The following is a 14,089-nucleotide window of genomic DNA, read 5'->3' on the forward strand; positions in this document are numbered from 1 at the left end:
CGATGTATCACCGGCGCTCACGTCCCGTTCAGTCGGACGTGTACTCGACCGGCATCCGACTCCTCGCTGCGGTGGTCGCCGCGCTGCGGCGGGCGTTCGACCCCGAGTCGCTCGTCATCCGGGCGCGCGACGAGGAGCGCCGGCTCCTGCGCCGCGACCTCCATGACGGGCTCGGGCCGACGCTCGCGGCGATGGCGCTGCGGATCGACGTCGCGCTGCGGCAACTCGAGCGCGAGCCGGAGGCGGCCGAGCGCCAGCTCGTCGCCCTGCGCGAGGATTCCCGGCGCGCGATCGCCGACGTCCGCCAGATCGCCTACGGGCTGCGGCCGCCGGCGCTCGACGAGCTCGGGCTGATCGGCGCGATCGAGGAGTGCACCGAGCAGTTCGGCGTCGCCGACCGGCTCGAGCTGGACCTCGACCTGCCGGACGCGGTCCCGGCCCTGCCGGAGGCGATCGAGGTCGCCGTGCTGCGGATCGTCCAGGAGGCGCTGGCGAACGTCGCCCACCACTCCGGCGCGCGCGCGTGCGGCGTCCGGCTCGAGGTCCACACGCTGGTCGCGATCGAGGTCTCCGACGACGGCGACGGCCTGCCCGAGGACTACCGGCCCGGGCTCGGTCTGCACTCGATGCGCGAGCGCGCGGCCGAGCTCGGTGGGACCTGCGCGATCGAGCCGCGCCGCCCGTGCGGCACGCGGGTGCGCGCCCAGCTCCCGCTCGCCGTGCACTGAAAGCCCGCGCAAGTCGGGACCTCTGCCTCATGACGGGGGGTCGCCGGGCGGTGTTCAGTCATCGATATGAGCCCCCTCGAACGCGAATTCGTGCAAGCGCTGCTGGACGAGCGCCTGCGCGCGGCACGCGAGCAACGCGCCGGCCGTCCCGCCGGCCCGCGCCCGCGCGTCACCCGCCCCTGGCGCAAGCCGCCACGCGACTGAGCCGCCCCTTCTAGCCCACGGAGAGCAGCCTGTGCTCCATCAGCTCCATCAGACCCGCAGCTACCTCGCCGCCGTCGACGCGGAACGGATCGAGCGGATGGTCGCCGCCGCGGGCCGCGGCGACCAGTCGGCGTGGTCGGCGCTCGTCGCCCGCTTCCGCGGACGCGTCCTGCGTGTCGCCCGCTTCCACGGCCTGAACGCGCACCAGGCCGACGACGTCGCCCAGGAGACGTGGCTGCGCCTGTTCCGCAACCTCGAGCGGGTGCGTGACCCGCTCGCGCTCGGCGCGTGGGTGGACACGACGGCGCGGCGCGAGTGCCTGCGGGCGCTGCGCGGGACGCGGCACGAGGACCTGACCGACGAGGAGGTGGGCGTCGACCGGGTCGCCGTCGAGGACGACACCGAGCTCGAGGAGCAGCGCGTCGCGCTCGCCCGTGCGGTGGCGAACCTGCCGACGCGCCAGCGGGAGCTGATGGAGTGCCTGCTCGCCGAGTCCGAGCCGAGCTACGCGGAGGTCGCGCAGCAGCTCGGGATCCCGATCGGGAGCATCGGCCCGACCCGCGGGCGGTGCGTCGAGAAGCTGCGCGTCGAGCTGCTCGCGGCGCGGTCCTGAGCCTCCCAGGTCCGCGCCGGGACACACCGGATTCCGGTTCTGTTCGTTCGTTCAGTGGGTGGATCCTCACCGGGCCATAGCGTCGGAGAACCATGAAGCGACCCCTTCTCCTCGCCGCTTTCGCCACCGCGCTGTTCGCCGTCCCCGCGTCCGCTCAAGCCGCCGTCGTCGGCGACGAGGACGGCGCCACCGTCTTCCGGGCGGGCGCGGGAGAGTCCAACGCCGTGTACTCCGCCGGCGGCTTCCCGACCGCGTTCCGCGACCTCGGCGCGCCGGTGCACGTCAACGCTCCGTGCACCGACGACGGGGCCACGTTCAGCTGCCCGACCGCGCCGGTCTTCTATCTCAACGATCGCGCGGACATCGGCTGGATCATCACCAATTTCGGACCCGGTGAGGTGCACGGCGGCGGCGGCGCCGACGACCTCTTCGTGAGCGCGTCCCAGGACGCCCGCGCCGAGGGCGACTCGGGCGACGACATCGTCGACGTCAGCGCGAGCCTGACCGGCTACGGCCTCGGCGGCAGCGGCGACGACCGGATCGCCGGCGGCGGGCCGACCGACGGCGCGAGCGTGCTCGACGGCGGTGGCGACGATGACCTCGTCGCCCACGCGGGCTCGCAGTTCGCGACCCTGGGCGGCGGCTCCGGCGACGATCGCGTCGTCGGCGGCAACGCGTTGTCGGGGACGCTGACGGGCGGCGGCGGGAACGATGTCCTGACCTTCGCCAACGGCGCCGCTGCGCAGGGCGTGTGGACGATCGACGGCGGCAGCGGCAACGACACGATCACCGGCCATCCCGCGCATGACGTGGTGCACGGCGGGAGCGGCAACGACCGCATCGACGTCGCCGACGGCAACGCCGACGACGTCGACTGCGACGGCGGGCTGGACATCGTCTACGCCGATGTCATCGACACCGTGGCGAGCGACTGCGAGCTGCGGCTCAACTTCCGCGGCCCCCGCAACTCGGCCGTCGAGTCCGCCCGTTCCGCGGCGGCCGCGCTGATCGCGCGCCCGCATCCGTTCCCGTAGGTCTTCTAGTTCAGTTCGGAGGCGATCGCCGCCTCCAGCAGCCCTCGGGCGCGCTCACGGTCGAGCGCGCCTGAGAGCCAGCGGTTGGAGAGGCCGTCGACGAGCGCGGTGAGGCGCTCGGCGGCGGCGCGTGCGTCCACGTGCGGCGCCTCGGCCGCGATCGCGTCGGCGACCAGCGCCACCCACGTGTCGGTCGCCTCCTTGACCTGCTCGCGCAGGTCGGGCTCGAAGACCGCGCTCGCCTGGATCTCGCCCCAGACCGTGCTCGTCTCGCGCGCCGCCTCGTCGAGCTCGGCCAGCAGCGTCGCCCTGACGCCGGCCGGCGCCGCACCCGCGGCCCGTTCGTTGGCGTGGTCGAGCGTCGCCCGGACCAGGCCCTTGCGCGAGCCGAAGTAGTAGTAGATCAGCGACACCGCGACGCCCGCCTCCGCCGCCACCACCTCGACCCGAAGGCCGCGTACGCCCGTGCGCGCGATCACCGCGATCGCGGAGTCGAGGATCAGATTGCGGCGGTCGGGAGCCATCTCGCGCCGCCACCTTACTTACTGGCTGTGGCTTGACTGAATTTTCAATCTAACGTAGTGTGCGCCGTCATGGCGACGATCACGTATGGAGAGACGGCGGTCGTGGACCGCGCGGGGCGGGTCGAGGAGGCCGGGGTGGCGTACATCCCGGAGGCGGAGCGGGACTCGCGGCCGGCGAACCTCGCGACGGTGTTCTTCGGCGGGAACCTCGCGTTCTCGGTGATCGTCTTCGGCTGGCTGCCGGTGACGTTCGGGCTCGGGTGGTGGGCGACGGTGACGTCGGCGGCGCTCGGGCTGGCGATCGGCACGCTGATCACGGCGCCGCTGGCGCTGCTCGGGCCGCGGACGGGGACGAACAACACGGTGTCCAGCGGCGCGCACTTCGGCGTCACCGGGCGGCTCGTGGGCTCGGCGCTGACGCTGGCGTTCGCGCTCGCGTACGCGGCGATCGCGGTCTGGACGTCGGGCGATGCGCTGGTCGCCGGGGCGCATCGGCTGTTCGGCACGCCCGCGGGCGACGGCGCGCTGGCGGTCGGGTACGCGCTGATCGCCGCCGAGATCGCCCTTGTCGCCCTGTACGGCCACGCGACCGTGGTCGCGCTGCAGCGGATCGTCGTGCCGGTCGTGGGCGTGCTGTTGCTGCTGGGCGTGTTCGCCTTCGCGGGCGACTTCCACGCGAGCGGCTCGGGCGAGTTCCTGCTCGGCGGGTTCTGGCCGACGTGGGCGCTGGCGGTCACCGTCGCCGCGGCGGGGCCGCTCTCCTACGCGCCGTCGCTGGGCGACTACACGCGCCGGATCTCGAGCGCGCACGGTGACCGGCGGGTGTTGGCCGCCGCCGGCCTCGGCGTCTACGGCGGCCTGCTGGCCACCACGCTGTTCGGCGCCTTCACCGCGCTCTGCCTGACGCACCTCGGCGACTCCTACGTCGGCGACCTGGTCGCCGCCGCGCCCGCCTGGTACGTCCTGCCGATCCTCGTCATCGGCCTCGCCGGCGGGGTCGGCCAGGGCGTGCTGAACATGTACGCGTCCGGCCTCGACCTCGCCGCGATCGTCCCGAACGCCCGCCGCGTGCACGCGACGCTGATCACCAGCGTGCTCGCGATCGCGCTCGTCTTCCTCGGCACGTTCGCGCTGAACGCCGTCGACTCGATCACCGCGATGACGCTGGTCCTGAACGGCGTCGCCGCCCCGTGGGTGGTCGTGAACCTGCTCGGGTTCCTGGTCGCCCGACGGCGCACGTACGACCCGCACGATCTGCAGGCGTTCAACGAGGGCCGCCGCGGCGGGCGCTACTGGTTCACCGGCGGCTGGAACCTGCGGGCGATCGGCGCCTGGGGCGGCCGGCTCCGCCTTCGGCCTGCTGGCCGTCACCACCGACCTCTACACCGGCCCGCTGGCGAACCTCGCCGGCGGCGTCGACCTGTCCCTCGCCGGCTCGGCGCTCGTCGCCGCGGCCGTCTACCTCATCGCGCTGGCCGTCTGGCCGGAAGGAGATTCCAAGTGATCGATCCGCTGACCCGTTGGGCCGCCTATGGCGAGAAGCCCGACTACTGCGGCCTGATGACCTACGCCGGGCTCCCGTACACGGAGGACCCGGCCGAGTTGGAGGGCGTCGACGTGGCGATCGTCGGCGCGCCGATGGACGAGCTGACGTCGGACTCGCCCGGGACGCGTTTTGGCCCGCGGGCGATCCGGGCGGCGTCCTGTGCCGCCGGCCCGCACCTCGAGGCCGGCGTGGACGCGCTGCGCGACGTGCTGCGGGTCGTGGACTTCGGCGATGCCCCGATCCTCCCCGCCGACCCGGTGCGCTCGCACACGGCGATCCAGGCGACGGTCGCGCAGGTGCTGGCGGCGGGCGCGATGCCGGTGATCCTCGGCGGCGACCACTCGATCGCCGAGCCCGACATCCGCGCGGTGGCGGAGAAGCACGGCCCGGTCGGCCTGATCCACTTCGACACGCACACGGACACCGGCCGCGAGGTCTTCGGCGCGACGCTCTCGCACGGCTCCTGCATGTACCGACTCGTCGAGTCCGGCCACATCGACCCCGAGCGCTACGTCCAGATCGGTCTGCGCGGCTACTGGCCGGGTGCCGAGGAGTTCGGCTGGCAGGCCGAGCGCGGGATCGTCTCGCACTTCATGCACGACGTCCGCGACCGCGGCATCCGCGCGGTCGTCGCCGACACGATCGAGCACGTCGGCGCCGGCCCGGTCTTCCTCAGCGTCGACATCGACGTCCTCGACCCGGCCTTCGCCCCCGGCACCGGCACGCCCGAGCCGGGCGGGATGACCTCCGGCGAGCTGCTCTGGGCCTGCCGCGAGCTCGCGACCGCGGTCGACCTCGTCGGCCACGAGATCGTCGAGGTCCTCCCGGACCGCATCGGCTCCCGCGACATCACGGCCCTCGTCGCCGAGCGCGTCGTCCGCGAGACCCTGACGGGCGTCGCCGCCCGCCGCCTCGTCCGAACCTAAAGGGGTCAGGCCCTTTATCTTTGGCGGGTGGAGGCGATGGAGGTGTTGCGGTCGTGGGCGGTGCAGGACTCGCCGCCCGGGGCCGCGGTCGCGGCGCTGGTTGCGCGGGGCGACGTGCCGGTCGGGTGGCTCGACAAGGCGCTGTACGAGGACCGGACCGTGGTCGCGATGTACAACCCGCGGACGGCGACGGCGATCGTGCCCGCGGACGAGGCGGCGGCGTTCGGGAGCGCGTTCCTGCCGCCTGACACCGGCGCGGAGGACACGCTCGCCGTCGAGGCGGTCAGCGACGCGCTCGACGGCAAGACGCTCAGCCGCGACGACCTCCACGAGGCCCTGCGGCAGCGGTTGCCGGCGAGCATGCTTCCGTGGTGCGAGGGGTGCCAGAGCCATCACGCGCGGCGCGGGGTGTTGGTGATGGCGGGCCTGCACGGGAAGCTGTGCCTGGCCGGGCGGGCCGGGCGCCAGCCCGCGTTCGCGCGGACCGACCAGCTCGTCGGCTGGGACCCGCCGGAATCCAACGAGCTGGTCAGCCGCTACAAGCGCCAGTACGGGACGTCCAACGCCACCCACTTCGCCGAGTGGGCCGGGATCGGCAAAGCGCACGCGAACGCGCTCTGGAACGACGACGAAGCCCAGGGCGAGCGGCTCGACGGCGTCAGGGTGATCGCCCCTGGCGACCCGCTCCTGCTCACCCGCGACCGGGAGGCGCTGATCCCCGATCCCACGTGGCGAAAGCGGGTCTGGTCGGCCATCCCGACCACCGGCGTGATCCTCCAAGACCACGAGCCCGTCGCCCTGTGGAAGGCGCGCAAGCGCGGCAAGACGCTCGAGGTGACGCTCACCAAGGGCGCGCCGGACGTCCACGACGTCCTTGTGAGACTTGCGTCACACCGCGGCTGCTCAGGGGTGGAGATTCACTCCGAAGGGTGACGATTGGTGAGGGTTCACGGTGTTTGATCGCGCAGGGCACGGTCGCGATCGTCGCGAAGCAGAGGCGGGTCGTGCTCGTCACGACGGCCAAGCCGCGCAGCTTCACGCGCTCGGGGCCTCGGCGGGCGGCGTGCCGTCGCCGGTCGGGTTGGGGGCGGCCTACCCGGCCGCCGGCGCGATGCCGTACCAGCTCGACCAGGTCAAGGCGTTCAAGGCCGGCGGCGGCGACGTCGTGATCTCCTTCGGCGGCGCGGCCGGGAAGGAGCTGGCGACGGTCTGCACCGAGGACCAGCTCGCGACGGGCAGGATGGGCGACTACGCGCTCCAGGCCGCGACCGCTCTGCACGACCAGCTCCAAGCGCTCCACCCGGGCCTGACCGACGCGCCGCGCTGGCGGATGGTCGGCGTCACGCCGATGGCCGGGGTCAATGACAACCCCCTCGAGGTCTCCACGCTCGCCGACGCGCAGAAGGTGACCGCCTTCGCCGGCGACAAGCACATCGGGATGCTCGGGCTGTGGTCGCTCGGCCGCGACACGCCCGGTCACGAGTTCACGAAGACCCTGGGAGCCTTCACCGGCTGACAGGTACGCTCGCGAACGTGCGTCGCGTCGCGATCATCGCCTCGGCCAGCGGCAACGGCAAGACGACCCTCGGGCGGGCCGTGGCGGCCCGCCTCGGCGTCCGCTTCGTCGAGCTCGACGCGCTCGTCCACGGCCCGGGCTGGGCCGAGACGCCCGACGACGAGCTCAAGGCGACGCTGACCCCGATCCTGGCCGAGGACGGCTGGGTGATCGACGGCAACTACACGGGCAAGATCGGCAACCTGGTGCTCGACGCCGCCGACACGGTCGTGTGGCTCGACCTCCCGACTCACGTCTGGCTTCCCCGCCTGGCCCGGCGTACCTGGCGCCGGGTGGTGCGCAAGGAGCCGATGTTCAACGGCAACCGGGAGACCTGGCGGGACGCGGTGTGGGGCCGCGAGTCCCTGTTCGGGTGGGCACTGACGCAGCAGCCGCGCCGCCGGCGCGAGTACCCGGGGCGCCTGGCCGGCAGGCCGGTGACGCGTCTGCGGAGCCCGCGCGAGGTCGACCGCTGGCTGGCGAATGTCTGAGATGCGGCCCGGCACCGAGTTCGCGGACCACGTGATCCGCGGGGTCGCCGGCCGGGGCGGGATGGGGATCGTCTACCGGGCGACCGACATGACGCTCGAGCGCGAGGTCGCGCTGAAGGTGATCGCCTCCGACCTCTCCAAGGACGAGGAGTTCCGCAGCCGCTTCCAGCGCGAGTTCCGCGCGGCGGCGTCCATCCAGCACCCGAACGTGATCCCCGTCTACCACGCCGGGGAGTACGACGGGCTGCTGTACGTGACGATGCGCTACGTCGACGGCACCGACCTCGCCCGCCTGCTGCAGGCCGAGGGCCGGCTCGACCCGCGCACGGCCGCGTACGTGGTCGCGCAGATCGCCGAGGCGCTCGACGCCGCCCACAAGGCCGGCATCGTCCATCGCGACGTCAAGCCCGCCAACGTCCTGATCGAGAGCGCCGGCGACGGCTACCACGCGACGCTGACCGACTTCGGCCTCATGAAGAACCTGCGGGCGACGACGCAGATCACCCAGGCCGGCAGCGTCATCGGCACCTTCGACTACGCCGCGCCCGAGCAGCTCAAGGAAGGCCCGATCGACGCCCGCACCGACGTCTACGCGCTCGGCGGCGTCCTCTACCAGGCGCTCACCGGCAAGGTCCCGTTCCCGCGCGAGACCGCCGCGGCGACGATGCTCGCCCACCTCGACGCCCCGCCGCCGAGCGTGCTCACCGTGCTCCCCGACGCCTCGGAACTGCTGGGCGAAGTCGTGCGCCGCGCGATGGCCAAGGACCCGCGCGACCGCTATCCGTCGGCGGGCGACCTCGGCCGCAGCGCGCTGAGCGCCGCCGAGGACCGGCGCACCACCACCGCGGAGCGCAGCGTCGCGGCCGGCGACGCCGCGCCGGACTCGGTCCTGCACACCGCGCCGTCGCTCCCGCTCCCGCCCGCGCTCGCGGTCGAGACCGGTGGAGGCAGGTTCGTCGGCCGCGCGGCCCAGCTCGAGACGCTCGCCACCGCGTACGCCGAGGCGGAGCGCGGCAAGCGCCGGTTCGTCCTGCTCGTGGGCGAGCCCGGCATCGGCAAGACGCGGCTGGCGACGGAGATCGCCCGCCGCGCGCACCACGAGGGCGCGACCGTCCTCTACGGCCGCAACGACCCCGAGTCGCTGCTCCCCTACCAGCCGTTCATCGCCGCGCTCGAGCACTGGGTCACCCACCGCGAGCGCCTCGACCTGCCGTCCGAGCTCGCGCTCGAGTTGACCGAGGTCGCGCGCTTCGTCCCCGGCCTGCGCAAGCACGTCCCACCCGTCCGCGAGCCGTTGGCGGACGAGCCGGAGATGCGCCGCTACCGGCTCTTCGAGGGCGTCACCCGCCTGCTCGCCTACGCCGCCCGCGAGCGCCCGGTCGTCCTGCTGCTCGACGACCTCCACTGGGCCGACCCGAGCACGACCCTGCTGCTCGGCCACCTGCTCCAGGACGCCGCCCCCATGCGGCTGTTCGTGCTCGGCACCGCGCGGACGTTCGAGGGCGAACTGGTCGCCCGCCTGCGCCGCCAGGGCAACTTCGAGCGGATCGAGCTCGGCGGGCTCACCACCGACGAGACCCGCGCGCTGGTCGCCCGCGACGACGTCACGAGCCAGTTCGTGCAGCGGCTCACCGAGGAGACGGAGGGCAACCCGTTCTTCATCGAGGAGACACTGCGCAGCCTGCCCGAGCTCGAAGAGCGTGCGCTGAGCCAGATCGCGGTCCCGGAAGGGGTCAAGGAGCTGATCGGCCGCCGCCTCGAGCAGCTCTCCGAGCCCACCAACCGGGTGCTCAGCGTCGCGTCGGTCGTCGGGCGCCGCTTCGACCTCATCCTGCTCGAGACCCTTCTGAGCGACGACGACGTGCTGGAAGCGCTCGAGGAGGCGACCGACCGCGGGCTGGTGAGAGAAGCGGGCGTCGACCGCTTCGCGTTCGCCCACGCGCTCGTGCGCGATGCGCTCTACGAGAGCCAGAGCACGAGTCGCCGCGTGCGCCTGCACCGGCGGATCGGCGAGGCGATCGAGGCCACCCCCGACCCCAATCCGGCCGAGCTCGCCTACCACTTCCACGAGGGCCGGGCACCCCAGGCGATCCCCTACGCGCTGGCCGCCGCCGAGCAGGCCTCCGCCGCGCTGGCCTGGGCGGAGGCGGTCGAGCACTACCGGCGCGCCGACTCCGGCCTCCCCACCCGCCTCGCCCTCGGCGCCGCCGAGCTGCGCGCCGGCGACCCCGCCGCCCGCGCGACGTTCGCCCGCGCCGCCGAGCTCGCCCGCGAGCAGGAGGACCACGACGCGCTGGCCGAGGCCGCGCTCGGCTTCTCCGGCCGCCACGCCGAGGCGGGCGTGATCGACGACGAGGCGCTGGAGCTGCTCGAGGAGGCGCTCGCCCAGCAGCCGCCCAACAGCCTGCTCGCCGTGCGCCTGCGCGCGCGGCTGGTCGACGCGCTCCAGTTCGCCCGCCAGGGCACCCGCCGCGAGACGCTCAGCGCCGAGGCGCTCGAGATCGCGCACCGCCTCGATGACCCGCGGGCGCAGCTGGTCGCGCTCGAGGCCCGCCACGCCGCGCTGCTGCACGTCGACCACCTCGAGGAGCGGCTGCGGCTCAGCGAGGAACTGCTCGCGTTGGCGACCGAGGACCGCGAGCTGCAGGCGCTCGGGCATCACTGGCGCATCTATGACCTGCTCGAGGCCGGGCGGGTGGAGGACGCGCGGACCGCGCATCGCAAGCTCAACACGCTCGCCGCCGCACTGCGCCAGCCGCTCTACAACCACTTCGCCGTCGGCTGGGAGGTCGTGTGGGCGCAGATGGCGGGCCGCGTCGAGGACGCGCAGCGGCTCGCCCGCGAGGCGTTCGAGTACGGCGTTCGCGCCCAGGCGCGTGACGCCGAGACGATCTTCACCGCCCAGAACCTGATCCTCGCGCGGCGGGAGGAGGGGCTCTCCGACCACGTCGCGACGATCGCCGGCTACGTCGAGCGCAACCCGGCGCTGAGCGCGTGGGCGGCGATCCTGCCGATGGCGCACCTGATGGCGGGCGACGTGCCCGCGGGCGTGGCGCAGTTCCGCGCGCTGGCGCAGGACGACTTCGCCGCGATCCCGCGCGACATGTTCTGGTTCACCGCGATCGCGCTGCTCGGCGAGACCGCGGCGCTGCTGCGCGACGCCGAGCACGCGCGGGTGCTCCACGGCCTGCTCCTGCCCCACGCCGGCAAGCTCGTGCAGATCAGCCAGGCCGCGAGCCTCGGCTCGACGCACCGGTTCCTCGCGCTCACCGCCGCCGCGTTCGGGGACCTGGAGTCCGCGGAGGCGCACTTCGCCGCGGGACTGGAGCGCAACGCGGAGTGCGGGCTCCGCCCCGTGGTCGCGTTGATGCGGCGCGAGTTCGCCGAGTTGCTGCTCGCCCGCGGCGACACCGAACGGGCGCGCGGCGTGCTCGAGGAGACCCTCCGCGAAGCTCAGGCCGGCGGCATGTCCCAGCTCATCACGCGTGTGCGAACGCGACTGGCCGAGCTGCCTCCGGCGTCGTGAGGTGAACGGGCCGCCCGTCGACCACGGCGAGCCAGACAGGCGCCGCGGGGTCGACGGGGAGGCCGGTGAGGTCGGCGCGCATCCCCACGCGGACGCGCCCGGCCACGGCCTCCTCACCGATCGCGAACGCGGCGTTGGTGGTGTAGCCCGCCAGCGCCTCGTCGTCGGTCAACCCGCGCGCCCGCGCGGTGGCCATGCCGAGACGCGGGTCGGCGTCGCCGACCGGCCAGTCGCTGCCGAGGGCGAGCACGGCGCCCGCGTCGATCAGGTCGCGCATGCGGAAGCCGCGCGCGGCGCGCTCGGGGCCGAGCCGGTCGCTCCAGTTGCCCTCGGGCCTCGCGGCCAGCGTGTGCACCGGCTGCATCGACGCGGTCACACCGGACGCGCCGATCTTCGCCACCAGGTCGTCCGGCAGCGTCTCCAGGTGCTCCAGGCGGTGGCGCGTCCCGTTCTGATTGCGCAGGTAGGTGTCGAGCGTGAAGCGCACGGCGGCGTCGCCGATGGTGTGCGTCGCGAGCTGGAAGCCCGCGGCCGCGAAGCGCGTCATCACGTCCGCCATCCGCTGCGGATCCGGCCAGAAGGGCGTCACGCCCTCGCCCTGTGAGTCCGGCGCCTCCAACCAGGCCGTGCCGGCGTCGATCACGCCGTCGGCGAAGAACTTCGCGGTGCCGCCGCTCCACAGCGCGCCGCGCTCGTCGCGCAGCGCCAGGCGCGTCTCGAGCTCGGCGTCGATCATGTCCGGCGTCAGCCACTGCGGGACGCGCAGGCGCATCGTCAGCTCGCCGGTCTCCTCGAGGTCGCGCAGCAGGTCGTGGGTGGCGGGCTCGCCGTCCATCACGTGCGCGCCCGTCAACCCGAGCGCGTTCAGGCGCCGCAGCTGCTCGACGTGGCGCTCGCGCAGCTCCGGCCAGCGCAGCCGCGGCGCCGCGCGCAGCACGAGATCCTGCGCCGCGGGCTCGCGCAGCTCGCCGGTCGGCACGCCCTCGACGCAGACGACCTCCGACCCGTCGGCGAACGCGTGCGGGCCGGTGACGTGGGCGAGCTCCAACGCACGGGGCGACGCCAGCGCGGTGTGCAGGTCCGAGAGCCGCACGAACGCCGCCGCACCGCGGACCGCCTTGCCGATCTCGCGCGGCGTCGGCGCCGCGTCGTAGTCCAGGCCCCACGCGAACAGCCAGCCTCGCTGCGGCTTCGCATCGGCCAGCGCGGCCAGCACGTCCGCCTTGCTCCGCAGCCCGCCGAGGTCGACCCCGCGGGCCAGCTCGGCGCCCCAGAACGGGTGCAGGTGCGAGTCGACGAGGCCGGGGACCAGCTCGTTCCCCCTCGCGTCGATCACCACCGTGCGCGCGTCGCAGTGCTCGCGGACCGTGGCGTTCTCGCCGACGGCGATGATCGTGCCGCCGCTGACCGCCACCGCCTCGGCGACCGGCTGCCCTGGGTGCAGCGTGCGCACACGGGCGTTGAGGATCGCGAGATCAGCGGCCATTGGTCGGCCTCGCGGTGAAGAGGTACAGCAGACCGAAGACGACGATCGCGCCGACGACCATCGGGGCGGCCCAGACCTGGTACCAGGGCGCACCCACGGGGGCGAGCGACTCGCGCGGCCAGGCGACGTTGACCGTCTCGAAGCCCAGCCACAGCACAGCGCCCACGTTGAGCACGATACGCGCCTTGGACCGCGACAGGACGCCCTGCGAGCGGGCGTACAGCGCGGCGATCGCGACGAGCAGGAACGCGCAGTAGATCGCCGCGGTGCCGAACGTGATCAGGCTGCCGATCGCGGTCGCCTCGAGGCCGAGCAGCAGGCCGAGCCACGCGACGACGGTCGTGGCCACGATCCCGCCGATCGGCACCTGGCGGGAGTCGACCTTGCGCAGGAACCGGGAGGCGGGCAGCACGCCGTCGCGGGCGACGGAGTAGATCCCGCGCGAGGTCCCGCCCTGCGCGGCCATCCCGCAGGCGATGAAGGCGAGCAGCACGACGGCGGCGAACGGCTTGCTCGACCAGTCGCCGAAGTTCGAGACCACGGCCGTCGACACCGGGTCGATGTCCTTGCCGGCGACGACGTCGGCTGGGTTCGGGTGCGCGAGCGTGGTCGCGAAGGCGTTGAGGATCACGAGCGCGCCGACGCTCAGCAGCGCCATCCAGACCGCGCGCGGGACGTGCTTGGCCGCGCCCTTGGTCTCCTCGGCGGCGGCGACGGTCGAGTCGAAGCCGATGAAGGCCCAGCCGGCGACGGCGAGCGCGGCCAGCATCGCGGCGAGCGTCGAGCCGCCGCTCAGCGCCTCGGCGCCGAAGCTGTCGAAGAGCACCGACGGGGACTGCTCGCGGAAGACCAGGAGCAGCGCGAGGCCGATGCCGACCGAGGCGACGGCCTCGGCCGCCACGCCGAGCCGCAGCGCGGCCTTCAGGGCGTCGACGCCGATGGCGTTGACGAGGCTGCAGGTCAACACGAGAACCGCGCCGGTGATCACGATCGCGTGGGCGGTCGGCGTGATCCCGAGCAGCGTCAGCGCCCACGGGGCGCCGAGGTAGGCGATCGTGGTGTTCGCCACGGCGTACGCGCACAGCGCCACCCACCCGGTCATCCAGCCATAACGCGGGCCGATCAGCCGCCTCGTCCACTGGTAGGCGCCGTTGGAGAGCGGCCACTTCGCCGCGAGCTCGGAGTAGACCGCGAGCAGCAGGCACTGGCCGGCGAGCGCGACCGGAAGCACCCACACCCACGCCCCGCCCGCCACGACCATGCCGACGAGCACGACGGCGTAGAGCCCGACGACCGGGGAGATCGTCGCGAAGCCCATCGCGACCGAGTCGAAGATCCCCATCCCGCGCTTGAGCTCCTGCTCGTAGCCGAGCTCCTGTACGCGCTGCGCGTCGCCGTCGGCGGCGGGCGGGGTCAGGGGCTCGGTTGCTGTCACGGTCGCCATCGTCTCTCCTTT

Annotated in this window: 12 protein-coding genes and 1 pseudogene; 10 read left to right on the top strand and 3 right to left on the bottom strand. The window is 73.6% G+C overall.

Going from position 1 to position 14,089, the window contains the following annotated elements:
* Positions 1-38: 38 nt before the first annotated feature.
* The 4 genes from G569_RS0126565 to G569_RS58955 all read left to right on the top strand — a co-directional run bounded on the left by G569_RS0126565 (position 39) and on the right by G569_RS58955 (position 2,579).
* Positions 39-728 carry a sensor histidine kinase gene (locus G569_RS0126565; RefSeq protein ID WP_028065690.1) on the top strand — a complete coding sequence of 230 codons (690 nt, stop codon included), beginning with the start codon at positions 39-41 and terminating at the stop codon, positions 726-728.
* 66 nt (positions 729-794) lie between these two features.
* Positions 795-932 (top strand): hypothetical protein, encoded by a 138-nt coding sequence (locus G569_RS63015; RefSeq protein ID WP_157592330.1) that lies wholly within the window; start codon positions 795-797, stop codon positions 930-932.
* Between the two features lie 31 nt (positions 933-963).
* Positions 964-1,545, top strand: a complete 582-nt coding sequence (locus G569_RS0126575; RefSeq protein WP_053227011.1) for an RNA polymerase sigma factor — start codon at positions 964-966, stop codon at positions 1,543-1,545.
* A 92-nt stretch (positions 1,546-1,637) separates the two neighbouring features.
* Positions 1,638-2,579: a calcium-binding protein gene (locus G569_RS58955; protein ID WP_028065692.1), complete on the top strand. Its 942-nt coding sequence runs from the start codon at positions 1,638-1,640 to the stop codon at positions 2,577-2,579.
* Positions 2,580-2,584: 5 nt separating this feature from the next.
* Here the strand turns inward: G569_RS58955 and G569_RS0126585 are convergent, their stop codons facing one another.
* Positions 2,585-3,103 (bottom strand): TetR/AcrR family transcriptional regulator, encoded by a 519-nt coding sequence (locus tag G569_RS0126585; RefSeq protein ID WP_028065693.1) that lies wholly within the window; start codon positions 3,101-3,103, stop codon positions 2,585-2,587.
* A 69-nt stretch (positions 3,104-3,172) separates the two neighbouring features.
* On the opposite strand from G569_RS0126585, the pseudogene G569_RS66470 reads away from it, so the two are divergent.
* From G569_RS66470 to G569_RS58960, 6 genes and pseudogenes are all read left to right on the top strand, one after another.
* Positions 3,173-4,607 (top strand): annotated as a pseudogene (locus G569_RS66470) (purine-cytosine permease family protein).
* Positions 4,608-4,663: 56 nt separating this feature from the next.
* Positions 4,664-5,575, top strand: coding sequence for an agmatinase (gene speB, locus G569_RS66475; RefSeq protein WP_371683490.1), 912 nt, complete (start codon positions 4,664-4,666; stop codon positions 5,573-5,575).
* 36 nt (positions 5,576-5,611) lie between these two features.
* Positions 5,612-6,508 (top strand): DNA glycosylase AlkZ-like family protein, encoded by an 897-nt coding sequence (locus G569_RS0126600; RefSeq protein WP_245602562.1) that lies wholly within the window; start codon positions 5,612-5,614, stop codon positions 6,506-6,508.
* Positions 6,509-6,638: 130 nt separating this feature from the next.
* Positions 6,639-7,091: a glycoside hydrolase family 18 protein gene (locus G569_RS0126605; protein ID WP_028065696.1), complete on the top strand. Its 453-nt coding sequence runs from the start codon at positions 6,639-6,641 to the stop codon at positions 7,089-7,091.
* Positions 7,092-7,108: 17 nt separating this feature from the next.
* Positions 7,109-7,621: a P-loop NTPase family protein gene (locus tag G569_RS0126610; protein WP_028065697.1), complete on the top strand. Its 513-nt coding sequence runs from the start codon at positions 7,109-7,111 to the stop codon at positions 7,619-7,621.
* Positions 7,614-11,147: a serine/threonine-protein kinase gene (locus tag G569_RS58960; protein ID WP_084285603.1), complete on the top strand. Its 3,534-nt coding sequence runs from the start codon at positions 7,614-7,616 to the stop codon at positions 11,145-11,147. Before G569_RS0126610 ends, G569_RS58960 begins: the two co-directional genes overlap by 8 nt.
* Here the strand turns inward: G569_RS58960 and G569_RS51745 are convergent.
* Together G569_RS51745 and G569_RS51750 are read right to left on the bottom strand one after the other, a co-directional pair.
* Positions 11,101-12,633: an amidohydrolase gene (locus G569_RS51745; protein ID WP_053227013.1), complete on the bottom strand. Its 1,533-nt coding sequence runs from the start codon at positions 12,631-12,633 to the stop codon at positions 11,101-11,103. The genes G569_RS58960 and G569_RS51745 overlap by 47 nt on opposite strands.
* On the bottom strand, positions 12,623-14,068 hold the full coding sequence (locus tag G569_RS51750) for an APC family permease (RefSeq protein WP_211233088.1): 1,446 nt from the start codon (positions 14,066-14,068) through the stop codon (positions 12,623-12,625). The genes G569_RS51745 and G569_RS51750 overlap by 11 nt, the downstream gene beginning before the upstream one ends.
* Positions 14,069-14,089 lie beyond the last annotated feature (21 nt).

Origin of the sequence: Solirubrobacter soli DSM 22325, from assembly GCF_000423665.1 — a bacterium.
In the GTDB taxonomy this organism is placed as follows: Bacteria; Actinomycetota; Thermoleophilia; order Solirubrobacterales; family Solirubrobacteraceae; genus Solirubrobacter; species Solirubrobacter soli.